The sequence below is a fragment of the Streptomyces sp. NBC_01408 genome (assembly GCF_026340255.1).
In the GTDB taxonomy this organism is placed as follows: Bacteria; Actinomycetota; Actinomycetes; order Streptomycetales; family Streptomycetaceae; genus Streptomyces.
The window spans coordinates 515,238-539,055 of sequence record NZ_JAPEPJ010000002.1; the positions used below are offsets into that span (position 1 = coordinate 515,238).

The window sequence follows — 23,818 nt, forward strand, 5'->3', positions numbered from 1 at the left end:
TCAGTTCACCACTCCGGTCATGACGGCTACAGGCACGGACACGAAGCCCGCGAAGAGGACGAGGGCCAGGGCGTTGGCCAGGAACTTGAGCGTCCGCTCGCGCCGGGCGTTGCCCGCGCCGAGGGTCTGGGCGGCGCTCCAGAAGCCGTGCCGGACGTGCAGGCCGACGGCGGCCATCGCCACGATGTAGATCGCGTTCCCGTACCAGGTGGAGAAGGTGGCCAGGACGTTCTCGTACGGGTGGCCCGCCCAGGCGCGCTCGTTGACGGTGAGCGTGGTCAGGTCGAGGAGGTGCCAGACGATGAACAGGGCGAGGATGACGCCGCCCCAGCGCATGGTGCGGGTGGCGTAACTCGCGCGGCGGCGCTTGTGGGCGTACTTCACGGGACGGGCCGCGATGCCACGGCGGCTCAGCTGGTAGGCGGACACCCCGTGCGCGACGACCGCGGCGAGCAGCACCACGCGGACGATCCACAGCGCCCACTCGTGGTGCAGGAAGGGCGAGCCGAGGGTGCGCAGCCAGTGAGCGTAGCCGTTGAACTCGTCCGCCCCGAAGAAGATCTTGAGGTTGCCGAACATGTGCACGACGAGGTAGCCGAGCATGATCAAGCCGGACACGGCCATCACGGACTTCTTGCCGACGGACGAGTCCCAGAGCATGCGCGTGATGGACGGCCGTCGGCCCGTCCGCGTTGCCAGAGCCATGCCATCGACGGTAAGGACGAAGGTCCCGAAAGGTCCAAGACATGATGGGGCTCATCTCGATAGGGAATGCCTATCACCGCCGCTATCCTGGGCCGATGCAGTTCCAGCAGCTCCTGTACTTCGTGGCCGTCGCCGAGACCCGGCATTTCACCCGGGCCGCGGAACGGGTTCACGTGGCCCAGCCCTCGCTCTCCCAGCAGATCAAGGCGCTCGAACGGGAGCTCGGCGCCGAGCTCTTCAGCCGGGCCCGGGGGAACATCACGCTCACCGACGCCGGCGAGACGCTCCTTCCCCTGGCCCGGCGGATCCTGGCGGACGCGGACACCGCGCGGCTGGAGGTGCAGGAGCTGGCGCAGCTGCGCCGCGGGCGGGTGAGGCTGGGCGCCACCCCGAGCGTGTGTACGGGCCTGCTGCCGGCCGTGCTGCGCGCCTTCCACACCGCGCATCCGGGGATCGAGCTGCTGATCGAGGAGAGCGGTTCCCTCGACCTGGTACGGGAACTGGCGCGCGGGGCCCTGGACCTGGCCCTGATCGCGCTGCCGCTGCCGCCCTCGGCTCCCGCATTGACCACGGTGGAGCTGCTGACGGAGGACCTGGTGGTGGTCTCCTCGGCGGAGCTGCCGGCGCCTGGCGGGGGCGGGGCGCTGACCATTTCCGGGCTGCGCGACGAGCCGATGGTGATGTTCCGCCACGGCTACGACCTGCGGGAGCTGACCGTGACGGCCTGTCGCGCGGAGGGCTTCGAGCCGGTGTTCACCGTGGAGGGCGGCGAGATGGACGCGGTGCTGGGCTTCGTACGGGCGGGGCTCGGCATCGCGGTGGTCCCGGCGATGGTGGTGGACCACGCCGGCCCGGGCTTGCGGGCCACCCCCCTCGCGGGCTCCCCCCTGCGCCGCACGATCGCCCTGGCGCACCGCACGGACGTGGCGCCCCCGCGCGCGGCACGCGAGCTGAAGCGCATCCTGGTCGGCTGACCGGCGCGGCCACGCGGTCCGGCTGGCCGGGCCCGGCGCGGTCAGGCGGTGCGTATGGACAGGGCCCGGTCGAGCCCGTCGGCGAGCATCCCGAAGGCTCCGTCGGCGTCGGTCACGGCCGCCGGGTAGGCCTCGTCGGCACTGCGGCCGGCATCGATCCGGCGGTAGTTCTCCCGGCCCAGCTCCTGGCGGACCGTCACCAGGTGCAGCGCAGCGAGTCGGGCGGTGAGCGGGGGCGTGGACTCGGCTTCGAGCACCGCCGCGAGCAGCTCCACCTCACGGGCGCTGTAGAGGGCGATGCGCGACTCCAGGCTCGCGGTGGAGTAGAGCAGCCGCTGGAACGCGAGGACCCCGGGATGGTCGCAGAGCCCGGTGATGGGGTCCCGCCGGTCGAGGGCGGCGAGGAAGTGCGCGTGGACGGCCCGGACCGGCCCCTGCCCGGCCGGCCGGTCGCGCACGATGCATGCCGCCTCGTCCTGATGGTCGGCGAATCTGTCCAGCACCAGGTCCTCCTTGCTCGGGAAGTACCGGAAGAGGGTGGGTTTGGAAACCTCCGCCGCCGCGGCGACATCGGCCACCGAGACGGCATCGAAGCCCCGTTCCAGGAAGAGCTCCAGCGCCGTGGCCGCCAGTCGGCGACGCGTACGCAGCTTCTTGTTCTCGCGCAGACCCGTCGTGTTGTCCATGCCTCACACCCTAGCACGAATACGTGACCGGGTTAATTTTTTAACCGGGTTGCTTTTTTGCTCGGGAGCCGCTTTCCTTGAGGCATCAACGCGACGAGAGGACTTCCGATGACCGACGTAGTGATCGCGGGCTCCGGCCCCACCGGACTCACCCTGGCCTGCGACCTCGCCCGCCGCGGCGTCGGCGTACGGATCCTTGAGCAACGCGCGGCCCCGCACCGCGAATCCCGGGGGAAGGGCCTCACGCCGGACAGCATCGAGGCCTTCGGGCCGCTGGGGGTGGCCGAGCGCATGACGGCCGTCGGCCGCACGGGGGTGACCCTCCGCAAGTACTTCGACGGCGCGCACATCAGCGACACCGCCGTCGGCGACGGGCTGCTCATCGGCCAGTGGCAGGTCGAGGAGGTGCTGCGCGAACGGCTCGCGGAGTTCGGCGTACAGGTCGAGTACGGGGCCCGCCTGGCCGGGATCAGCCAGGATGCGGCGGGGGTGACCGCACGGCTCGCGGACGGCCGGGCTGTCCGGAGCCGCTATCTCGCCGGCTGCGACGGCGGCCGCAGCACGACCCGCGGGCTCCTCGGGATCCCCTTCGAGGGGAGCACGGCCGAGGAGGAGGTCATGCTGCTGGGGGACGTGGCGGCGCCGGGGCTGAGCCGGGAGTTCTGGCACCAGTGGTTCACCTCGGACGGCGGCGGCGTGCTGCTGTGCCCGATACCGGGGACGGAGAGCTTCCAGCTCCAGGCCTCGCGGGAGCTGGACGACCGGGGTGAGCCGCTGCCACCCTCGCTGGAGAGTTTCCAGAGGCTCTTCGACCGGCACGCCCGGATGCCCGGGATTCTGCTGGCGGAGCCCACCTGGCTGTCGTCCTGGCGGGTCAACGTCCGCATGGCCGCCCGGATACGGGAGGGCCGGGCCTTCCTCGCCGGAGACGCGGCGCACGTCCACCCCATAGCCGGCGGACTCGGCATGAACACCGGCATCCAGGACGCGACCGCCCTCGGCCGGGCCCTGGCCGCCGCGCTCACCGGGCAGGCCGGGGAGCGGGTACTCGACGCCTACGAGGCGGAGCGCCTGCCGGTGGCGGAGGCGCTGCTGGCGGACACCACACGGCGGATGGAGCGGGTGCTGGCAGCGGTACGCGAGCCGGGCGTCGGGACGGAGGCAGGCCTGGACTGACCGGCCCGGGCACGCGGGACCCGGGCCGGTCACGGGACCCGGCCGCAGGCGCGCCTTGGCAGGCGGGGGCGGCCGGGACGGGGTGCGGGGCGGTGAGCCGCGTCAGGAAGGGGTGGGCACCGCGTCCGAGAGGGACAGGGTGTGGATGCGGTCGGGGGCGCCGGGGCGGGCGTAGTACCAGCCTTGGGCCGTGTCGCAACCGAGGGCGCGCAGTTGGGCCGCCTGGACACCGGTCTCCACGCCCTCGACCGTGACGGCGAGTTCGAGGCTGTGTGCCAGGGCGACGATGCCCTCCACGATCTTGACGTCGACCGGGTTGGCCGGCTGCTGCTGCATCCCCTGGGTGAAGGAGCGGTCCAGCTTCAGGACGCTGACCGGCAGGCGGCGCAGGTTGGCGAGGTTCGAGTAGCCCGTGCCGAAGTCGTCGAGCGCGATGTCCACGCCGAGGGCGGCGAGGCGGCGCAGCGGTTCGAGGAGTTCGTCGTCGGCGCCGATCAGGGCCGACTCGGTGACCTCCAGGCACAGCGCGCCGGGGGCGAGGCCGGACTTCTCCAGCACGGCCACGGTGTCGGCGACCAGGCCCGGGTGGTGCAGCTGGGTCGGCGAAAGGTTGACGTTGATCCGCAGGGACGCCCCGCCGTGCTGGCGCTGCCAGTTGCGGGCCTGGCGGACGGACTCCTCCAGGACCCACCGGCCGAGGGGCACGATCAGCCCGGTGCGCTCGGCGAGCGGGATGAAGCGGTCCGGGCCGAGGACCCCGTACTGCGGGTGCGACCAGCGCACCAGCGCCTCGGCGCCGTGCACGCTGCCGTCGTGCATGTGCACGAGTGGCTGGTACTCGATGAAGAACTCGCCGCGTTCCAGCGCCGCGGGCAGGGCGTTGGTCAGGCCGTGCCGGGTGATGGCGCGGGCGTCGGCCTCGGCGTCGGCGAATTCGAAGCGGTTGCCGCCGGCCGCCTTCGCCCGGTACATCGTGATGTCCGCGCTGCGCAGGACCTCCGCCGGCGTGCGCTCCCTGGCCCGGCCCTCGACGATGCCGATGCTGCCGCGGACCGTCAGCTCGCGGCCCTCCAGCCGGATCGGCGTGGAGAGGGCGGAGAGGATGCGGACCGCGAGGTCCGTCACCTTCTCCTCGGTGTCCGAGGTCTCCTCGGAGTCCGAGCCGGTGGTCAGTGCCACGAACTCGTCCCCGCCCAGCCGGGCGACCACCTCGCCGGGACCGGTCGCGCAGCTCTGCAGACGGTCGGCGACCTCCACCAGCAGCCGGTCCCCCGCCGAGTGGCCGAGGCTGTCGTTGACCGCCTTGAAGCCGTCGAGGTCGAGGTAGCACAGGCCGAAGCGACTGTCCCCGGTCCCGCTCAGCGCCTTCTCCAGCCGTTCGAAGAACAGCGTCCGGTTGGGCAGCCCGGTCAGCGCGTCGTGGGTGGCCTCGTAGCGCAGGCGCAGGTTCAGCAGCCGGCGTTCGGTGGTGTCCTCCATCAGGGCCAGCTGGTACCGCGGCACGCCGTCGGCATCCCGCAGAAGCGACACCGTCAGGTTCGTCCACAGGACGGTGCCGTCGTGCCGGTAGTACGGCTTCTCCACGCGGTAGCTGTCGCGCTCGCCGCGGACCAGTTCGCCGTACATCCGCCAGACGTGCGGGGTGTCGTCGGGGTGTCCCCACTCGCTGACGTTGCGGCTGCGGACGTGCCCCTCCAGGCCGCCGAACATCTGCAGCAGCGCGTCGTTGGCCTCCAGCACGTTGCCGTCCAGGTCGGCTATGCCGATGCCGACCGCCGCGCCCTCGAAGACGGCCCGGAAGCGTTCCTCGCTGGCGTGCAGGGCCTGCTGGGCGTCGATCCGGGCGGTCAGCGCCGAGCGGGCGATGGCCTCCTGCTCCCGGAGGGTCCGCTCGCGCAGGGCGCGGGCGAATCCCGCCGCGATCCCGTGCTGGAGCCGGGCGCAGCGGGACCGGGACTCCTCGGCGCCCCCGGAACCCGGGCAGTCGGGGCTCGGGGAGCCGCAGTAGAGCACCAGGTACGACTCAATCACGCCGAGGGTGCCGGCCAGGGCCTCGGGATCGGTGCAGTGCACGGCGACCAGTTCCGCCCCGACCCGCTGGCCGACGGCGGCGTCGAAGCGCCGCGCGTGCAGGGCCTCGGTGAGGGTCCGGGTCAGCGGTACGAGGTGCCGTTCGAACTCGACGCGGGTCAGCGAGGTCGCCGTGACCGGAAAGATCGCCCGCCCCCAGATGGTCGCGAAGCGGGCGATCCGGTCCTCCAGGCCGCCCTGCGGGCCGGCCGCGGGTCCGGGTTCCGGTGCCGGGCCGGGCTCCGCCGCGGCCTGCGGCGAACCAGCCGTCTGTGCCGGGAGTCTCACGCCTTGCGTCCCACTCCGCCGAAGCCCGAGAAGGCGTACGGGTCCTCCTGCGCCTCGCCGTCGTCCGAGGCCTCGGGGGCGTCGGGCCGCCAGTTGGGCATGGCCACCAGACCGGGCTCCAGCAGCTCGAAGCCGTCGAAGAAGCGGCTGACGTGCTCACGGCTGCGCATGACGAGGGGGTTGCGGATGTCCCGGTACACGCCGACGGTTCCGCCCACCTCCTCCTCCGTGAGCGGGATCCCCTCGTACGAGGCGTGGGTGAGGATCAACAGGCTGCCGGGAGCAAGCGCGTCGCGCAGCTGGGCGACGGCGGCGTACGGCTCGTCCGCGTCCTCCAGGAAGTGCAGCACGGCGACGAGCAGCAGGGCGACGGGACGGTCGAGGTCGAGCAGCTGCCGCACCTCGGGGGAGTTCAGGATGTCCTGCGGCTTGCGGAGGTCGGCCGCGACGACACCGGTGCGGTCGTCGCCGCCGAGGACGGCCTGGCTGTGCGCGACGGCCACCGGGTCGTGGTCGACGTAGACCACGCGCGCCTCGGGGCTGGCGGCACGGGCGATCTCGTGGACGTTGCCGAAGGTGGGGATGCCGGAGCCGATGTCCAGGAACTGGGTGACGCCCTCGGCCACGGCGTGCCGGACGGCGCGGCGCATGAATGCCCGGTTGGCCTGCATGATCTTGGGCAGGCCCGGCATGAATTCCATGGCCCGGCGGGCCGCCTGGCGGTCGACCTCGAAGTTGTGCGAGCCGCCCAGGTAGTAATCGTAGATGCGGGACACGCTCGGCACCGATATGTCGATGCCTGGCGGGGCCCAGGCGGGGCGCTCCATCGGGTCTCCAAGCCTTGTTGCTGCGGTGGTCCGTCCTGGATCGGACTCCTGTCCGAGCCGAATGTACTGATCATTTCCCAACGGGGCGAGCAAAAGCGGAAATTGGCGATCCGTTCTTCGTCACACACCAAAGCCCCCTGGCGCCCCCTTCGGGCACAATGATCGATACCGACAAATCCCTTTTGGGAATTGACCGACAGGCGATCAGGCGTGGTCGCGGACCGGTCCAGGATTGGCTCAAACCTCTACGGTGAGCACGCCACCCGTTCAGGCGAACCAGGGCCGAGCCCCGCGTGCGCGGACACCCGCGGCCCCATGATCCCCGGGTGAACAGAGCCTGTGCCAGGCGCCTGCTGGCCGTCCCGGTCCTGCTGTGGGCGGCGTTGTCCGCCACGCCGGCCGTGGCTGATAGCTGCGCATACGCGACGACCGGATCCGGCGACGGCGCGGCCTCCGCCGCGCTGGTCGCGGTCGCCGGTGGCGGGGGCCGCGGAGGCGGCCCGGGTGGCGGACATCACGGTCACGGCCACGGAAAAGGCCACGGTGGCAACCATGGACGGGGCCATCACGGCGGGCACCACTGCCCGCCGCCCCCACCCCCTCCGTGCCCACCGAAGCCGACACCCACGCCGACCCCAACACCGACGCCGACACCGACACCGACACCGACACCGACACCGACACCGACACCGACACCGACACCGACACCCAAGCCCACCCCGCCGCCCCCCGTCCCCACACCGCCTCCCCCGAAGCCCACGCCACCGCCTCCGCCACCGGCTCCGCCACCGCCCCCGCCGAAACCGGCCCCGCGGCCCGTCCGGCCCGAGCCGGCCCCGCCGAAACCGGCGCCCGCGCCGCCCCGCGTGCCCAAGGCGCCCGCCCCGCCCCCCGCGGAGCCGGCGCCCGCCCCCGCCGTGACCCCGGCGCCCTCGATGAAGCCGGTGGTGGCGCGTCCCACGTACCGCGCGCCCACCCGCAAACCGGTCGAGCACCGGATCTCACCCGTCACCTTCACCCTGCTGACCGCCGCGCCCGCGGTGCTCGCGATCGTCGCGCTGCGCCCCCGGTAGCCACGGCGCTCCATCTGCAACCGATTGGGAGTCATCTTGTCGGAATGGCTCGTTCTGTCCATCGCGATGGCCGCGGCCTGTGCCGTGGTGCTGTCCATCGCCTTCTTCAACCACCGCCGGATCGGCGAGGACGACGATCCGAACGAAACCCCCGACGTCATCGAGTACATGACGATGATGATCGGAGTGATCTACGCGATCGTGCTGGGCCTGGCGATCGCGGGCGTCTGGGAGGGCCGCGGGGCCGCCCAGGAACACGTACGCCAGGAGGCCCAGGCCCTGCACGAGATCAGCGTCCGCGCCGAGGTCTACCCGGCCGAGGTGCGGCAGAAGATCCGCTCCGACGTCGACGCGTACGTGACGCACGTGGTGGACACCGAGTGGAAACAGATGGCCGACCACGGCAGACTCACCGACCGCGGCGGGGAGCTGCTGGAACGTATCCGCCGGGACGTCACCGACTACGAGCCGCAGACCGACCACGAGGGGCAGGCGTACCAGCCGCTGGTCGACCAGGTCGCTGCGGTGGACGACTCCCGCAGTGCGCGCGGCCTGGGTGCCGGGGCCACCATGCCGGGGGTGGTGTGGTTCGGGCTGATCGCCGGGGCCCTGGTGACGGTGGGCCTGATCTTCACCCTGCAGATCCGGCGGTCGTTCCGCGAGTTGCTGCTGGCCGGCCTGTTCAGCGCGCTCATCGCGTTCCTGCTGTTCCTGATCTGGGACTTCGACGCCCCGTTCGGCCGGGGCATCTCGGCCACCGCCGAGCCGTTCCTCGCGCAGTTCCCGCATCTGGGTCTCGGCGGCTGAGGACCGCCCGGACCAGCGGCCCGCCAAACCGGGGGCGCGGCTCCCGTCCCCGGTTCGGCCCAGAGCCATGCCCCATTCGCCCGTTCCTGATCGCGGGTCACCGTCGCCGCGCCTAGCGTGGCGGACATCGAGGCGCACGAACCCCCACGTGCGGAAACCGTTCCGCGGCTGCTCCTCGGGGATCCGGAGAATCAACCATGGGTGCGATACGTACCTCCGTCACCGCCCTGCTGAGCGCCGGCGCCACGGGCGCCGTAATCGTGCTCAGTTCCCTCGCCGTGCCCGCCGCGACCGCGGCCCCGGCAGGCACCCGGCAGGTCACCTCGTTCGGCTTCACCCTCACCCCCTCGACGGTCGCCCCGGGCGGCCAGGTGGTGCTCGCGGTCAGCGGCTGTGACGCCGCCTTCGCCACCTCCTCCTCCGGTGTCTTCGACACCGTGAGCATCGAGCGCGGCAAGACCGCGCGGGTCACCGTGGACCGGGACGCCCGGCGCGGAGCCCAGTACTCCGTCTCCTTCACCTGCAACGGGGAGACCGGCTCCGCCGACCTGACGATCGCCGGCGGCACGAGCACACCCACCACCAGTTCCACCCGGACCGCCACCGCCACGGCCGCCGCCAGCGCCGCGCCCGTGGCCACCAGGGCCGCCACCGCCACGGTCACCCCCTCCGCTCGCGGTGTGCGCGGCGGCCTCGGAGGCAGCGTGGCCGGGCTGGACCCCCTGAAACTCGGCGCCGGCTCGGCCCTCTTCCTCACCGCCGTGGGCGGTACGGCGTACGCCCTGCGACGACGGGGCGCCGGCCGCGGCCACTGAGGCCGGGCCGGCCGTGCGGGCACACAAGTCGAAGTCCCACCCACCCCACCCCTGGTCCTGCTCCGTCCCGTCGCGCACCGCACCACCCCGCCAGCCCGACCCTGCCCGACCCTGTCCGACCCGACCCTGTCCGGCTCGGCCCGGCTCGGCCACGGCCCAGTCGCCGCGTCCTGCCCCGCGACCGCCGGTCGCCCCGGGTCCTGGTCAGGACCCGGGGCGAGCGCGGTCGAGGCTTCCGGGGGCCGACCGGCGTGACCGGTCAGGCCTGGCTGCGCAGCGGGCGGCGACGGCGTACCACGTGGACGCCCGCGCCGAGTGCCGCGAAGCCCACGAGGCTCGCGCCGATGGCGGTCTCGGCGGCGGACGGGCCGATGGATCCGCCGATGCCGCCCTGGGCGCCCCGGCCGTCGAGGATCCTGAACCGGTGCGTGGCGACCAGGCTGTTGTCGTTGCACCTGACCGAGAGGGTGTGGTTGCCCGGCGAGGCGTGGTTGAAGATCCGGACGGTGGCGAAACCGATCGAACCCGCTGACAGGTTGGCCGGCGGAAAGTTGCCGTGCGACGAGACGGTGCCGCCGTGACCGCAGCCCGAGGCGCTCACCTGCATCGTGGATCCCTGGTGCACGGCGAACGGGTTGACCGAGATGTTGCTGGGGCCGTTGCCCCCGTTGCCCCCGTTGCCCCCGACACCGCCGTTCGGGGGGTCCGCCGAGGCGAGTGGAGCACTGAGGGCGATCGCGGCGCAGACGGCCGCCGTCATGGTGAGGGCGCGGAATGCACGCATGGTGGAACCTCCAGCGGGAAGCGCCCCGGAGCGTCGGCCCCGGATGATCGACGAGAACGCCTCCCACGACGAACCCTCAGGTCGGCCCGCAAGCTCCGCATGTCCGGCTTTGGTCCGCTCGGTTGAGCGACACGCCGAAGCGCGGACGTTTCGGCTGACGGATCCGCAGGTCACGACCCGTCAGGCATTTATGTGACGATTACCTGTATGGGCGCACCCCTTCCGGCCCCTTCCGCCCCGCGCCGCCCGCCCGCCACCCGTTCGCCCCTCACCGATCGCCGTCCCGGCGACACAGCCTTAACGTGCGTGAAGTAGGGCGTACTGGGGCGGGACAGGAACGCGGGTCGGGACCCCCGCGTCGGGAAGGGAGAACGATGGGCGAGGACGAGCCCGGGCAGTCACGCAAACGCTCACCGTGGGGCGTACTCGCCCTGGTCATGCTCAGCGGCCTCGCCATGGTGCGGAACGGCGTGAACATCGACGACGGGCCGCCGCAGCCCACCGCGGCCTCGGCCGTCGCGGTGACGGCCGGCCAGCTGCCGGTGAATCCGCCGCAGCCGCCCGCGGACCTGGAGGTGCTGGAGCACTCGTCGGTGCAGCGCATCCGGATCCCCACGATCAACGTGGACGCGCCGGTGATGACGGTCGGGCTGGACGCGGAGGGCTGGATCGACGCCCCGCCGCCGCAGGACCGAAATCTCGCCGGCTGGTACCTCAACGGCATCTCGCCGGGCCAGCGGGGCTCCTCGGTGATCGTCGGCCACGTGGACAACGCGCAGGGCCCGGCGGTCTTCTACGGCCTGGGCTCCCTCAAGCCGGGCAGCCAGGTGGAGGCGCAGCGGTACGACGGGCGCACCGCGGTGTTCGAGGTGTACGGGGTGGAGGTGTTCTCCAAGGAGACCTTCCCCGGAGCCCGGGTGTACGGCGACACCGGGCACCCGGAACTCCGGGTCATCACCTGCGGCGGCGGCTACTCGAAGGCCCGGGGCTACGACGGCAACGTGGTCGTCTTCGCCCGGATGGTGGCCACCCGCTGAGCCTCAGCGGGCGGGCAGCACCGGAAGCGTCATCCGGTAGCCCCGCGCGAGCAGTTGGGGCAGGTACGAGTCCAGCGCCCGCACGCTCTGCGACCGGTCGCCGCCCGCGTCGTGGGACAGCACGATCACGCCGGGCGCGGCCCCGCCCAGGACCCGGGAGACGATCGTGGCGGTACCGGGCTCTTTCCAGTCCAGGGTGTCCACTGTCCAGGCGAGCGGCTCCATGCCCAGCTCGGCCCCGACCTCGAAGGCGGCGCGGTTCCACTCCCCGTAGGGCGCCCGGAACCACAGGGGCGGCTCGCCGACGGTCTGCTGGACGACCTCGCTGGTGCGGGCGATCTCGGCGGCGAGCGCGGGGCGGCTGAGCCGGGTCAGGTGCGGATGGGTCCAGGTGTGGTTGCCGATGACGTGGCCCTCGTCTGCCATCCGGCGCAGCAGGTCGCGGTTCTCGGCGGCCATCTCCCCGCAGACGAAGAACATCGCGCGTACGCCGTACCGGGCGAGGGTGTCGAGGATGGCCGGGGTGTACCGGGGGTCGGGCCCGTCGTCGAAGGTGAGCACCATGGCGCCGGCCGTGTTCGGGTCGGAGGGCAGTTCCAGGATGGGCCGGGTACGGACCGCGGGCTTCACCACGGCCTGCCGGGCGGGTGCCTCGGCCGTCATCGGCCGCAGCCGGTACGACCTCTCGGGCAGGCCCTGGGACAGTCCGCCGGGCGCGCCCGCGGCGGGGTGCGGGCCCGGACCGGCCGCCGGGGCGGGGCCGGCGGGTCCGCTCGCCGTGCCGGGTCCGGGCGTACCGCTCTCGCCTCCGCTGAGCAGTCCGGAGGCGGCGGCGATCCCGAGGAAGACGGCGGTGCGCAGGAGCATGCGCCGCCCTACTGTCGGCTCGTCATTTTTCATTATTACTACGTATCAACGACATCGCCCCGGATGTCGAGAGGCGCGGACGCACCTCCTTCCCCTCACCCGCTCGGACCAGCGCCGTCCCTCAGCCCCGGCGCACCAGCGGGAACGGGAGCGTCTCGCGGATCGTCAGACCCGTCAGGAACATCACCAGGCGGTCGACACCGATGCCCAGGCCGCCGGTCGGCGGCATCGCGTACTCCAGCGCGTCCAGGAAGTCGTTGTCGAGCTCCATCGCCTCCGGATCGCCGCCCGCCGCCAGCAGCGACTGGGCGGTGAGCCGGCGCCGCTGCTCGACCGGGTCGGTCAGTTCCGAATAGGCGGTGCCCAGTTCGGTGCCGAAGGCGACCAGGTCCCAGCGCTCGGCGAGCCGCGGGTCCTTGCGGTGCTGGCGGGTGAGCGGGGAGACGTCGGTCGGGAAGTCCTTGTAGAAGGTGGGCAGCCCGGTCTTCTCCTCCACCAGCCGTTCGTACATCTCCAGGACCACGTCGCCGCGGGTGTTCTCGGGGGTGTGCGGCACCTGGGCCCGGTCGCACAGCCTGCGCAGCACGTGCTCCTCGGTGTCGGCGTCGACCTCCTCGCCGAGGGCCTCGCTGATCGCCCCGTACATCGTCTTGACCGGCCAGAGCCCGGAGATGTCGTGGACGACGAACTTCCCGTCGGGGCCCGCCTTGTGGGCGACCGGCGAGCCGAAGGCGGCCGTGGCGGCGCCCTGGATCAGTTCCCGCGTGAGGTCGAGCATGACGTCGTAGTCGGCGAAGGCCTGGTAGGCCTCCAGCATGGTGAACTCGGGGTTGTGCTTGTAGGAGACGCCTTCGTTGCGGAAGGTGCGGCCCATCTCGAAGACCTTCTCCATGCCGCCCACGCAGAGCCGTTTGAGGTACAGCTCGGGTGCGATGCGCAGGTACAGGTCGAGGTCGTAGGCGTTGATGTGGGTGCGGAAGGGCCGGGCGTTGGCGCCGCCGTGGATCTGCTGGAGCATCGGGGTCTCGACCTCCAGGTAGCCGCGGTCCAGCAGCCCCTGGCGCAGGGCCTGCACCGCGCTGGAGCGGGCCCGTACCACGTCCCGTGCCTCGGGGCTGGCTACGAGGTCGAGGTAGCGGCGCCGGACCCGGGCCTCCGGGTCGGCGAGGCCCTTGCGCTTGTCGGGCAGGGGGCGCAGGCACTTGCCGGTGAGCTGCCAGGACCGGACGACGAGGGAGAGCTCGCCGCTCCTGCTGGTGCCGACCTCACCGCTCGCGACGACGTGGTCGCCGAAGTCGACCTGGGAGGTGAAGGAGTCCAGGACGCCGGCTCCGGCCTCGTCGCGGGTGAACATCAGCTGGAGGTCTCCGGACCAGTCGCGGAGCACGGCGAAGACCACGCCTCCGAGGTCGCGCACGACCATCACGCGTCCGGCGAGGGTGGCCTCCTCGCCGCAGCGGGCGGCGGGCGGGTAGCCGGGGTGTACGGCCTTCAGCTCGGCGACGGTGTGCGTGCGCCGGCGGATGCCGACGGGGTACGGGTCGGTGCCGGCGGCCCGGATGCGTTCCAGCTTGTCATGGCGCACCCGGACCTGCTCGGGCAGCCGCTCGGTCCGGACGGCCCCGTCCTCCTGTCCTACGGCGTCCAGGTTGAGGGAGGCGATGGAGGGGAGCCCCTCGGTGGTGGCGGGGTTGGTGAGGCCCTTGGGGTGGCCGTTGCCCCACAGGGTGCGCAGGCTCGGTACGGATACGAAGCCCTCGGCGATGCCGGAGGCGAGGCTGACCCGGGCGAGCGAGCCGGCGTCCTGGTAGCAGAGGAACCGCGGGTACCACTCGGGGCCGTACTTGACGTTCGAGCGGTACAGCGCCTCCAGCTGCCACCAGCGGGAGAAGAACAGCAGCAGCTTGCGCCACAGTTTGAGGACGGGACCCGCGCCGATCCGGCCGCCCTCCTCGAAGGCGGAGCGGAAGACGGCGAAGTTGAGGGAGATCCGGCGCACGCCCAGGCCCGGGGCGGCGGCGCAGAGCTGGGCGACCATGAACTCCATGACCCCGTTGGGTGCGGTCCGGTCGCGGCGCATCAGGTCGAGGGAGATGCCGTCCTTGCCCCAGGGGACGAAGGAGAGCAGGGCGATCAGCTCCCCCTCCTCGTCGAGGGCCTCGACGAGCAGGCAGTCCCCGTCGGCGGCGTCGCCGAGCCGGTCCAGGGCCATGGAGAAGCCGCGTTCGGTCTCGGTGTCGCGCCACCGGTCGGCCCGGTCCACGATCATCTGCATCTCGTCCTCGGAGAGGGCGGAGTGGCGGCGGATGACGGTGGTGGCCCCGGTGCGCCGGACGCGGTTGACGGCCTGCCGGGTGACGCGCATGTCGCGGCCGTCGAGGTCGAACCGGCCGACGTGCAGGATCGCCTCGTCCCCGAGCTGGAGGGCGCCGAGTCCGGAGCGGGCGTAGGCGTTGGCGCCGTCCTCGGAGGCGCCCATGACGGCGGGCTGCCAGCCGTAGCGGCGGGCCACGGCCAGCCAGGCGTCGATGGCGGGGGTCCAGGCTCCGGGGTCGCCCACCGGGTCGCCGCTGGCGAGGCAGACGCCGGCCTCGACCCGGTAGGTGACCGCGGCCATGCCGTTGGGGGCGAAGACGACGGCCTTGTCCCGGCGGGTGGCGAAGTAGCCGAGGGAGTCGCCCCGTCCGTAGGCGCCGAGGAGGGCGCGGATGCGGGGCTCCTCGTCCCCGTGCAGGGCTGCGGTCATCCGCTGGGAACGGAAGAGGGTGGCTGCGGCGTTCAGCAGGGCGAGGGCGCCGAAGAGGCCGAGCAGGAAGTACAGCGGGCGGGGCGGGCGCCCGTCGAACTGCCGGGCGGAGAAGAGACCGCCGAAGACCTGTTTGGCGGCCCAGTCCAGCCACTGGCCCCTGGGCAGGGTGCCGGGGAAGAGCGCGACGAGGCCCCAGCCCACGAGGACGGCGGCGAAGAGGCCGATGCCGAGGACCATCAGGGCGCGCCACAGGGCGCCGGGGCGGGAGGCGGCGTAGAACTCCTGGCGGGCGGCGATCAGGAGCACGAGGGCGGCGACCGCCAGGGCCATGGAGGGGACGCCGATCCAGTAGTCGCCGACGGCCATGTCCAGCACGTCGTCGAGGATCAGCAGGCCCAGATAGGTGACGACGATCCACCAGGCGACCTTCTTGCGCATGCCGAGGGCCGCGGCGAGGAGGAAGAGGAAGACGGCGTAGGCGAGGTTCGCGCTGACCGGCACCACGACGAGGTCGAGGAAGCGCACCACGTGGCGCAGCAGCCGCCGGAGGGTGGGCGAGAGCGCCAGCAGTGCGCACAGCAGGCCGATGATCCCGAAGAACGCGCCGAACCCGTCGGGCACCCGGTTCAGGAAGCGGTTCCGGGTCCCGCGGGTCTCCTCCACGCTGGCACTCATGGTTCGCACTGTAGGGAGGGCGGCGCGGGTCCGCGCGCCGAGCCGGATAGCCTCGGAAGGGTGACAGAGCACGTGAACACGGGGTTCGAGCGCGGTACGGACGGCCCGAAAGTGATCCTCGCCGGGGTTGACGGTTCGGATTCCTCGCTGCGGGCGGCGGCCTACGCGGCGGGGCTGGCCCGGCGGCAGAACGCGCTGCTGGCCCTGGTGTACGTCCAGCCGGTGATGCCGGCCGGGGCCGCGATGGGCGCGCCGGTGGGCGATACGACCGGGGAGATCGCGCAGGAGCTGGTCGCGGAGATCCGCGAGTCCGCGGAGCGACTCAGGGGCATCTACGAGGTGCGCTGGCAGTTCCACACCTTCCGCGGCGACCCGTACGCGGGCCTGGTCAGCGCGGCGGAGGAGCTGACGGCGGACGCGGTGGTGGTCGGCGCCTCGGAACAGGCGGGCCACCGCTTCGTGGGCTCGGTGGCGATCCGCCTGGTCAAGGCGGGCAAGTGGCCCGTGACGGTGGTGCCCTGACCAGGCGCCGTGCCGGGCGGTGCGACCCGGTGAACCCTTCCGGACACCCCTAGGGGGTGTCCGGTGGGTCAGGGTCGGAGAGCCCGGGTCGGCTGGTGCCGTGGATTGCAAGGCGGAGGAGGGAGTCACTGCGGAGCATTGACGACCGACGACAACGCGGCAAGCCGCGGTGCCAGGCGGGCCGGGCCCGGCCCTGACCCACCGGACACCCCCTAGCGGCCCATGCTCAGGCCGTCCTTGGCCGCGCCGCGGCTGAGGACGGCTTCGGAGACGGCCTCCTGGGCGGTCTGGTAGTCCTCGCGGTCGGGGTGGGCGGCGAGGCCCGCGGGAAGGTTGACCACCCGGCCCGCACCCCGGTCCATCCACTGGGGGACGAACTCGGCCTTGGTGACCTGCCAGCGCTGTCCGGGCGCGGCCGGCGGGGCGAAGGTGAAGCGGCCGATGGAGCCGTAGCCGCCGCGCGGGTCCTCCTCGCCGGAGTGGTTGAACATCTGCCCCGCGACCTGGTCGCCCATGCCGTAGACGATCCAGGTGCCGTTGACCTTCTCGTAGGGCTGCGGGACGTGCGCGTGCGTGCCGAGGATCAGGTCGATGTCGGGGCGGCCGCCGGTCTGCGAGGCGGTGAGCGCCTTGCCGAGGGAGAGCTGTGTCTCGTCCGGTTCGGTCTGCCATTCCGTGCCCCAGTGCACGCTCACCAGGACCACGTCCACGCCTGCCTTCCGGGCGGCCCGCGCATCCGCGACGATCTTGTCCTGCCGCATGAGGTTGACCGCCCACGGATGGCCTTCGGGCATCGGGTAGCCGTTGGTGCCGTAGGTGTACGCGAGGTGCGCGACCTTGGCGGAGCCCGCCGTGTAGGTGGTCACCGCGGCGGCCTCGGCGGCCGTACGGGCCGAACCGGCGTGCTTGAGCCCGACCTTGTCGAACCGGTCCAGCGTGCGGCGCAACCCGTCGGCCCCGTCGTCCAGAGTGTGGTTCGAGGCCGTGGAGCAGCCGTCGTAGCCCGTGGCCTTCAGCGCGTCGGCGATCTCTGGCGGGGAGACGAAGGCCGGGTAGCCGCTGTAGGGGCCGCCGTCCTCGCCGTAGATGGTCTCCATGTGGCAGAGGGCCAGGTCGGCCTTGGAGACCACGGGTCCGACGCCGGAGAACATGGGTCGGAAGTCGTAGCCGTCCCCGTCCGCGTCGGCTGCCCCCTGCCGGATGACCGAGGTGTGGGGCAGTACGTCGCCGCTCGCGACGAGGGTGAAGGCCCCGGCGGCGGTGGACGGCGCGGGGGCCCCGGCGGCGGTGGACGGCTGCGGTCCGCCGGATCCGGCGAGCCGGGCCGGTGCGGATTCCCCGGCGGCGGAGCAGCCGACGGCCGCTGACAGCAGGAGGGCCGCGAGGACTGCGGCGGTGTGCCGGGTGCGCTTGGTCATCGGCCGCGGCTCCTTTAATAGGATTATTGGATTAGCTGAAATCCATAGAACGAGACGCGGCAAGTCAAGGAACGGCTCCGTCCGCTCCGCGCGCACTCACTCCGATGGCGGCGCCGACGGCCTGCGCGCCCCACTCCCCCGCCACCGCGACCGCCCCCGCGACCGCCGACCCGCCCCTGCCGTTCGCCGTGCCGTTCGACCGTTCACCGTCCGGTGGGACCACCCACCGGACGACCCGGGGGCTTGGGCGCAATGCCGGGGCCGGACGGTTCCCGGGCCGCTCCGTGCAGGTGAGGGTGGATCCGTCGCCCTCCCCGACGGGAAGGCCCGGACCTCGGAAGGAGCCCCTCGTGCCGCTCTCCCCCACCCTCCGGCGCACGGACCCCGAGGCGCTGGCCGAACTCCAGCGCGACCACGGGCGGGCCCTGTTCGGATTCCTGCTCGGCCTCACGGCAGGCGACGCACAGCGGGCGGAAGACCTCGTGCAGGAGACCCTGGTGCGCGCCTGGCAGCATCCCGAGGTGCTGGCCAGCGCGCACGAATCCATGCGGCCGTGGCTGTTCACGGTGGCCCGGCGGCTCGCGATCGACGCCCGCCGGGCCCGCCTGTCCCGGCCGCAGGAAGTGGACCCCGAAGGGCTGGAGCAGGCCCCGGCGCCGGTGGACGAGGTGGCCGGATCGGTCACCGCGATCGATGTCCGGCGCGCCGTCGGCTCCCTCGGCCCGGAGCACCGGGAGGTGCTGATGCAGGTCTACTTCCAGGACCGGTCCGTGGCCGAGGCCGCGGCGGAGCTCGGCATTCCGGCCGGAACGGTCAAGTCCCGTACGTACTACGCCCTGCGCGCCCTGCGGAAGGGCCTCCAGGGGTACGGGTACGGCCTCGGCGCCTGAGGCAGCGCAGGGGAGGGCGCAAGTACCGTCCCGAACATGCACGGAACCGACAAAATGTGCAAGAAATTCGGCACCAGACCGTTCAAGTTGAGTAAACATCCCCCGCTGCGGGAGCCGCTGGGGGAAGGCTCAGGGCTTGACGGCGGGACGGCTCAACGCGCGGGAGAAGGTGGAACGGTGCAGCCCGAGGGTATGAACGGCACCAGTGACGGCGGGCTCGCGGTGCCCATGGCATGGCTCTACGCCGAGTACATCGCGGACGAACTGCTGCGCACGGGGCGGCTGATCCCGGTCAGCACCCTGGAGTTCCGGGCCGGACGCGACACGCTCGCCCTGACGATCTACCTCTCGGACGCAGCCGGTGAGCTCTCCGGGATCCGGGTGGTCTCGCAGCTCGACGAATGGCTGTCGCTGACGGCGTACGGGCACCCCTGGCGCGACTGGGTGCGCACCCGGTTCCTCGATCTGGGCGAGGACGCCGTGGAACGGGGGGAGGGCGAGGAGCCGGACCTGGAACTGGCCCGGGCGGCGTGGCGCTGGCTCGACGGCACCGAGCTGCTCGCCACCAACCTCGACCCCGGACGGCACGGCCACACCGACACCCCACCGGAACTGGACGAGAACGCCCGCGTCTGGACCCCGGCCTGGCAACTCGGCCTGCCCCTGGGCCACTTGGCGATGCACCTGTTCTGAGGCCGAGCACCTGTCTTTCGGATCAGGCCGGGCGCTGGGCGCCCGGGGCCTCGGCCGGGTCCGTCACCAGGCCGGTGAAGTCGGCCTCGTTGCGCTCGGCCCGGGTGACGTACCACCGGGCGATGAGCCACATCACCGGGTACACCAGCAGCCCCAGCGCCACCCAGACCAGCGGGCCCGACCCGGTCCCCGGCAGGACGAACACCAGCGGCAGCGCCCCGACGAGCAGGGCGAGCGCGCCCAGCGCCCACAGGCCGGCGCGCAACTGGCTGCGCATGAGGGCCCGTACGTAGGTCGCGCCGAGGGTGGTCTGCTCGGAGATCTCCGAGCGGGCCGGGGTGTGCGCGGGCGGCCGGCGGCGGGTGCCCCGGGGAACCCCGGTGACGATCTCGCGCCGGGGCGGCGACTGCTGCTCCTCGGCCATGGCGCAGGAGTCTACGCAGCGCCGGGCTATTTGAGGAGACGCGAGAGCCGCCGGTCGGCGAGCGGCTTCCCCCCGGTCTGGCAGGTGGGGCAGTACTGGAGCGAGGAGTCCGCGAAGGACACCGAGCGGACGGTGTCCCCGCACACCGGGCACGGCTCGCCGTCCCGGCCGTGCACCCGCAGCCCGCTCTTCTTCTCGGCCTTGAGCTGCCCGGCGGCCACGCCGTGCGCCCGGCCGACGGCCTCGCGCAGGGTGTCCTGGACGGCCTCGTACAGGAGGGTGGTCTGCTCCTCGTCGAAGGAGGCGGCCAGCTTGAAGGGCGAGACCTTGGCCCGGTGCAGGATCTCGTCGCTGTAGGCGTTGCCGATGCCGGCGACGACGCTCTGGTCGCGCAGGACGCCCTTGATCTGGCGCCGCTCCCCCGCCAGCAGCGTCGCGAAGGCGTCCCGGCCGAAGGCCTCCGCCAGCGGGTCCGGTCCGAGCCGGGCGATGCCCGGGACCTCCTGGGGGTCGTGCACCACGTACACGGCGAGGCGCTTCTGGGTCCCCGCCTCGGTGAGGTCGAAGCCGCCGCCGCCCTCCAGGGCGACGCGCAGGGCGAGCGGGCCCTTGCCGGGGCGCGGCGGCTGCGCGGGCAGGGTGTCCTGCCAGCGCAGCCAGCCGGCCCGGGCCAGGTGGGTGACGAGGTGGAGTTCGCCGACGGCCATGGCCAGGAACTTGCCGTACCGGGCGGTGGTCCCGGCCGGCTTGCCTTCGAGGGCGGTCACGGGCGGGTCGTAGGTCTTGAGCACGCTCACCGCGAGCGGGTGGACGCGCTCCACCACCCGCCCGGTGAGGTGCTCGTCGAGGTACTCGCGCAGGGCCTCGACCTCCGGCAGCTCCGGCATGCTCCCAGCCTGCCGCCGCCTCAGGCGAAACGCGAGCTGGGCACGGGGCCGGGGGACGCGACGCGGTCGCGGGGCGCCGAGAGCCAGCCGGTGCGGATTTCTGTCACGAACGCCCGGAAGCCCTCGTCCGTGTCGTCCGGGGTCGCGCCGTCGCCCTCGTCCGGATCGGTGCCCGCCGCCGCGATCTCGCCGGCGACGGCCTCCTCGGCCCGGTCCTCGCCCTCCCGGCGCGGGGCGACGTACTGGCACAGCAGGGCGCTGAAGTCCGCGCTCACCGCGGGCGGGTCGGTCCAGCAGGTGGCGTGCTCGAAGAGGACCTGGCCGTCGGCGCGCGCGTGCAGCGTACGGACGAGGTCCTGGTCGACGGCGTTGAGGTCGTACGCCACGACGAGGGTGTCCGTACGGGTGGGCTCGTACGGCACCACGGGCAGCCCGAGCACCCGCGCGGCGGCGAGCCCGAGGATCCGGTCGGGCCGGCCGGGCAGCAGCGAGACCGTACCGGGGCGGCGTCCGGAGGCCTCCAGTGCGATCGCGAGCCGGGCCAGGCCGCGGCGGCACTGCTCGGGGCTGTCGCCGAGGTAGGCGTACCGGCCCGTCATGCCGGCGTCCCAGCCGTACGGGGAGAGGGTGCCGAGCAGGCCGCCGGTGAGGCCGTAGTGCCAGCCGCGCAGGTCGGCCGCGCCGAGCGGGTCGGGGTGCCCGGCCGTCCGCTGGGCCCGGCGGGACCGGCCGCTGCGCAGCACCTGGCGCGCCTGGCGCTCGCGCGCGCCCGACCACTGCGGGTCCTCGGGAGCGGGGAGGCCGAGCAGCAGCCCCTCCGCGGTGTCCAGGTCCCCGGCGAGCAGGGTGTGGTGGACCAGGAGGTACGTCTCGGGCCAGGCGGGCAGTTGCTCGCCGCGGGCGGCGAGCAGGCCGGCGGCCTCGGCGTGCCGGTGTTCGTCCTCCAGCGCGGAGACCAGCTCGGCGAGCAGCGGCCGGGAGTCCGGGAACGTCCTCAGTGCCTCGCGCAGCGGTGCGACGGCGAGGAAGGCGATGCCGCGTTCGACGCAGCCGTAGCCGAGGTCGTAGAGGGCCTGGGGGTCCTGTGGCCGCTCGGCGGCGGTCGCGGCGGCTGCGGCCAGGTCCTCGAACCCGGCGGCCTCGGCCAGGGCGCGGGTGGCCTCGGCGAGTTCGGGGAGGGACATCGTCTCGGCGTGCGGCCGCAGGGACCGTACGGCTCCGGGCAGATCGCCGTTCTTCAGCAGTCGGCGCACGTCTTCCATGGCGTTGGTCATCGCCCTCGATCCTCGGGGACCGCGGGCGCCCCCCGCAACGGACTTTCCGCTCCCGGGGCCGAGGGGAACCGGGCCTCAGGCCATCAGGTCATGAGGAACTCGCACCACACGCACTTGCCGCCGCCCCGCGGTTCCACGCCCCAGTCGTCCGTCAGGCGGTCCACCAGCATCAGGCCCCGCCCCGAGACGCCCGACTCCCCCGCTTCGCGGCGCCGCGGCAGCGCACTGGAGCGGTCCTCGACCTCCACCCGGAGCCGCCGTTCGGGGCCGGTCAGGACGCGCAGGGTGACGATCGCCGGGCCGTCGGTGTGCATCAGGGCGTTCACGATGAGCTCGTCCGCGACCAGCTCGATCTCGTCGGCGCGTTCCCGCGCGCCCCAGGCGCGGACGGCCGCTCCGATCATGTGGCGGGCCGCGACCAGGGCCTCCGGGTCGCCCGGGGCCACGTGCTGCTGGAGGCGGCCGCCGCCCGGCGGGAGGTCCTCGATGTCGCGGCGCAGCAGGAGCAGCGCCATGTCGTCGTCCCCGCCGCGGTCGTCGACGACCCCGCACAGCCGGTCCGCCAGCAGTTGCAGGTCCGCGGGGCCGCTGCGGATCAGGGCGGTGAGCAGCTGGATCCCGTCGTCGAGGTCGGCTCCGGGCTGTTCCACCAGGCCGTCCGTGCACAGCAGGATCGTTTCCCCCGGGTCCAGTTCCACCGTGGTCACCGGGTATTCGAGGCGGCCGAACTCCGCCGACAGGCCGAGCGGCATCCCGCCGCGGACCGGGAGCCTGCGGCAGTCCCCGTCGCGGGTGCGCAGCAGGGGGTCGATATGACCGGCCCGTACCAGCTGGAGCACGCCCGTCGACAGGTCGGCCTCCACGTACATACAGGTCGCGAAGCGGTCGGTGTCGAGTTCGTGCAGGAAGACCGACGCCCGTGCCATGACCGTGGCCGGCGCGTGCCCTTCGGCGGCGTAGGCGCGCAGCACGATGCGCAGCTGTCCCATGACCGCCGCCGCGTGGGTGTCGTGGCCCTGCACGTCGCCGATGACCGCGCCGACCCGGCCTGCGCCGCGGCCTCCGGCCTGGGAGGCGCCGGGCAGCGGGATGACGTCGTACCAGTCGCCGCCGATGTCCTGGCCCATCCGGGCGGAGCGGTACCGTACGGCGATCTGTCCGCCCGGCACCGAGGGGATCCGCCGCGGCAGCATGGCCTGCTGGAGGCCTTCCGCCAGATCGTGTTCCTGCTCCAGCAGCATCGCCCGCTGGAGGCTCTGCGCGATGCTGCTGCCCAGCGCGACCAGCAGGTTCCGCTCGTCCTGGGTGAAGCCGTCCTTGTCCTGGTAGAGCAGTCCGATCGCGCCGATCGGGCGGGCCTGGGCGATCAGCGGCAGATAGGCGGCCGCCGAGATGTCCATGTACGAGATCTTCGCCCAGAGGCTGGGATAGCCCTGGGCGAACTCCTGCGCCGAGTCGAGGAAGCGCGGCTGGAGCGAGCGGACGACCTCGCTCATCGGATACGGCTCGTCGATGCGCGTGTAGCGGGTGCCGGGGACGAAGCTGCCCTGTGGTCCCTCGGCGACGAGGTGGATGCGGGCACCGTCGACGAGGCCCATCACCATGCCCATGGAGCCGAGCCGCTCCAGGCCGTGGGCGTCGCCGAGCGCGTCGATGACGTCCTGGACGGTGCGGGCGTGCGCGAGGGCGGCGGTGGTGCTCTCGACGACGGACGTCTGGCGGCGTCTTTCCTCGTCGAGGCCGAGCCGCTCGGCCGAATGACTGAGCTCCTCGGTCGCGTCGCGGACGATGCCGATGATCCGGTACGGGCGTCCGTCCGGGTCGCGCATGACGCGGCCCTGGGTGTGGGTCCAGCGCAGCAGGCCGTCGCGGCACCGGATGCGGAAGTAGGCGCCGTAGGTGTCCTCGCCGCTCTTGAGGGCGCTGGAGACGAGGGCGTCGAGCCGGGTGGCCTCGGTGGCCGGGACACGCGGCGAGAGGGACTCCGGCCGCCCGTCGTACTCATCGGCGGCCGTGTCGAAGACGTCCAGGGCCGCCGAGTCCAGGTGCATGAGGCCGGTGACCAGGTCCCAGTCGAAGCTGCCCATCCGGTTCAGTGCCAGCGACCGGTCCGGATGCGCGGGCCAGTCGTCCGGGAGGGAAACGGTGCTCGGCACCGGTCCACCATGACACACGGG

21 protein-coding genes are annotated in these 23,818 nt (G+C 72.8%); 9 read left to right on the forward strand and 12 right to left on the reverse strand.

The window, feature by feature from the left end; all coding sequences use genetic code 11:
- On the reverse strand, nucleotides 1-705 hold the full coding sequence (locus OG447_RS24760; RefSeq protein WP_266939412.1) for a succinate dehydrogenase cytochrome b subunit: 705 nt from the start codon (nucleotides 703-705) through the stop codon (nucleotides 1-3).
- Nucleotides 706-800: 95 nt separating this feature from the next.
- Between OG447_RS24760 and OG447_RS24765 the strand changes: the two genes are divergently transcribed.
- On the forward strand, nucleotides 801-1,679 hold the full coding sequence (locus OG447_RS24765) for a LysR family transcriptional regulator (RefSeq protein WP_266939413.1): 879 nt from the start codon (nucleotides 801-803) through the stop codon (nucleotides 1,677-1,679).
- A 41-nt stretch (nucleotides 1,680-1,720) separates the two neighbouring features.
- Here OG447_RS24765 and OG447_RS24770 read toward each other — a convergent pair whose 3' ends face one another.
- Nucleotides 1,721-2,365: a TetR/AcrR family transcriptional regulator gene (locus OG447_RS24770; RefSeq protein ID WP_266939414.1), complete on the reverse strand. Its 645-nt coding sequence runs from the start codon at nucleotides 2,363-2,365 to the stop codon at nucleotides 1,721-1,723.
- A 108-nt stretch (nucleotides 2,366-2,473) separates the two neighbouring features.
- On the opposite strand from OG447_RS24770, the gene OG447_RS24775 reads away from it, so the two are divergent.
- On the forward strand, nucleotides 2,474-3,541 hold the full coding sequence (locus tag OG447_RS24775) for an FAD-dependent monooxygenase (protein WP_266939415.1): 1,068 nt from the start codon (nucleotides 2,474-2,476) through the stop codon (nucleotides 3,539-3,541).
- Nucleotides 3,542-3,643: 102 nt separating this feature from the next.
- Here the strand turns inward: OG447_RS24775 and OG447_RS24780 are convergent, their stop codons facing one another.
- Nucleotides 3,644-5,899, reverse strand: a complete 2,256-nt coding sequence (locus OG447_RS24780; RefSeq protein ID WP_323181850.1) for an EAL domain-containing protein — start codon at nucleotides 5,897-5,899, stop codon at nucleotides 3,644-3,646.
- Entirely contained in the window at nucleotides 5,896-6,726 is an 831-nt protein-coding gene (locus tag OG447_RS24785) for an SAM-dependent methyltransferase (RefSeq protein WP_266939416.1), read from the reverse strand. The genes OG447_RS24780 and OG447_RS24785 overlap by 4 nt, the downstream gene beginning before the upstream one ends.
- A 947-nt stretch (nucleotides 6,727-7,673) precedes the next feature.
- Between OG447_RS24785 and OG447_RS24790 the strand changes: the two genes are divergently transcribed.
- The 3 genes from OG447_RS24790 (at nucleotide 7,674) to OG447_RS24800 (ending at nucleotide 9,421) form a co-directional block, all read left to right on the forward strand.
- Nucleotides 7,674-7,799 (forward strand): hypothetical protein, encoded by a 126-nt coding sequence (locus OG447_RS24790; RefSeq protein ID WP_266939417.1) that lies wholly within the window; start codon nucleotides 7,674-7,676, stop codon nucleotides 7,797-7,799.
- Between the two features lie 36 nt (nucleotides 7,800-7,835).
- Nucleotides 7,836-8,606: a DUF4239 domain-containing protein gene (locus OG447_RS24795; RefSeq protein ID WP_266939418.1), complete on the forward strand. Its 771-nt coding sequence runs from the start codon at nucleotides 7,836-7,838 to the stop codon at nucleotides 8,604-8,606.
- A gap of 197 nt (nucleotides 8,607-8,803) precedes the next feature.
- Nucleotides 8,804-9,421: a hypothetical protein gene (locus tag OG447_RS24800; protein ID WP_266939419.1), complete on the forward strand. Its 618-nt coding sequence runs from the start codon at nucleotides 8,804-8,806 to the stop codon at nucleotides 9,419-9,421.
- Nucleotides 9,422-9,680: 259 nt separating this feature from the next.
- On the opposite strand, the gene OG447_RS24805 is transcribed toward OG447_RS24800, so the two are convergent.
- A complete protein-coding gene (locus OG447_RS24805) occupies nucleotides 9,681-10,205 on the reverse strand; it encodes a hypothetical protein (protein ID WP_266939420.1) in 525 nt (174 codons plus the stop codon).
- Nucleotides 10,206-10,579: 374 nt separating this feature from the next.
- Between OG447_RS24805 and OG447_RS24810 the strand changes: the two genes are divergently transcribed.
- The gene (locus OG447_RS24810; protein ID WP_266939421.1) at nucleotides 10,580-11,242 is read left to right on the forward strand and encodes a class F sortase; all 663 of its coding nucleotides are present in this window, start codon (nucleotides 10,580-10,582) and stop codon (nucleotides 11,240-11,242) included.
- 3 nt (nucleotides 11,243-11,245) lie between these two features.
- Here the strand turns inward: OG447_RS24810 and OG447_RS24815 are convergent, their stop codons facing one another.
- Together OG447_RS24815 and lysX are read right to left on the reverse strand one after the other, a co-directional pair.
- A complete protein-coding gene (locus OG447_RS24815; protein ID WP_266939422.1) occupies nucleotides 11,246-12,109 on the reverse strand; it encodes a polysaccharide deacetylase family protein in 864 nt (287 codons plus the stop codon).
- A gap of 121 nt (nucleotides 12,110-12,230) precedes the next feature.
- Nucleotides 12,231-15,533 carry a bifunctional lysylphosphatidylglycerol synthetase/lysine--tRNA ligase LysX gene (gene lysX, locus OG447_RS24820; protein WP_266939423.1) on the reverse strand — a complete coding sequence of 1,101 codons (3,303 nt, stop codon included), beginning with the start codon at nucleotides 15,531-15,533 and terminating at the stop codon, nucleotides 12,231-12,233.
- 60 nt (nucleotides 15,534-15,593) lie between these two features.
- On the opposite strand from lysX, the gene OG447_RS24825 reads away from it, so the two are divergent.
- Nucleotides 15,594-16,055 carry a universal stress protein gene (locus OG447_RS24825; protein ID WP_266939424.1) on the forward strand — a complete coding sequence of 154 codons (462 nt, stop codon included), beginning with the start codon at nucleotides 15,594-15,596 and terminating at the stop codon, nucleotides 16,053-16,055.
- A gap of 212 nt (nucleotides 16,056-16,267) precedes the next feature.
- Here the strand turns inward: OG447_RS24825 and OG447_RS24830 are convergent, their stop codons facing one another.
- On the reverse strand, nucleotides 16,268-17,473 hold the full coding sequence (locus OG447_RS24830) for a CapA family protein (RefSeq protein ID WP_266939425.1): 1,206 nt from the start codon (nucleotides 17,471-17,473) through the stop codon (nucleotides 16,268-16,270).
- Nucleotides 17,474-17,823: 350 nt separating this feature from the next.
- Here OG447_RS24830 and OG447_RS24835 point away from each other — a divergent pair, with 350 nt between their 5' ends.
- Complete coding sequence (locus OG447_RS24835; RefSeq protein WP_266939426.1) at nucleotides 17,824-18,363, forward strand: sigma-70 family RNA polymerase sigma factor; 540 nt, start codon at nucleotides 17,824-17,826, stop codon at nucleotides 18,361-18,363.
- 192 nt (nucleotides 18,364-18,555) lie between these two features.
- Nucleotides 18,556-19,056, forward strand: coding sequence for a hypothetical protein (locus OG447_RS24840; RefSeq protein WP_266940134.1), 501 nt, complete (start codon nucleotides 18,556-18,558; stop codon nucleotides 19,054-19,056).
- A 22-nt stretch (nucleotides 19,057-19,078) separates the two neighbouring features.
- Here the strand turns inward: OG447_RS24840 and OG447_RS24845 are convergent, their stop codons facing one another.
- The 4 genes from OG447_RS24845 to OG447_RS24860 all read right to left on the reverse strand — a co-directional run bounded on the left by OG447_RS24845 (nucleotide 19,079) and on the right by OG447_RS24860 (nucleotide 23,815).
- Nucleotides 19,079-19,480, reverse strand: a complete 402-nt coding sequence (locus OG447_RS24845) for a hypothetical protein (RefSeq protein ID WP_266939427.1) — start codon at nucleotides 19,478-19,480, stop codon at nucleotides 19,079-19,081.
- A gap of 26 nt (nucleotides 19,481-19,506) precedes the next feature.
- Entirely contained in the window at nucleotides 19,507-20,367 is an 861-nt protein-coding gene (locus tag OG447_RS24850; RefSeq protein ID WP_266939428.1) for an Fpg/Nei family DNA glycosylase, read from the reverse strand.
- Nucleotides 20,368-20,387: 20 nt separating this feature from the next.
- The gene (locus OG447_RS24855; RefSeq protein ID WP_266939429.1) at nucleotides 20,388-21,641 is read right to left on the reverse strand and encodes a M48 family metallopeptidase; all 1,254 of its coding nucleotides are present in this window, start codon (nucleotides 21,639-21,641) and stop codon (nucleotides 20,388-20,390) included.
- Between the two features lie 83 nt (nucleotides 21,642-21,724).
- On the reverse strand, nucleotides 21,725-23,815 hold the full coding sequence (locus OG447_RS24860; protein ID WP_266939430.1) for a SpoIIE family protein phosphatase: 2,091 nt from the start codon (nucleotides 23,813-23,815) through the stop codon (nucleotides 21,725-21,727).
- Between the last annotated feature and the right edge of the window lie 3 nt (nucleotides 23,816-23,818).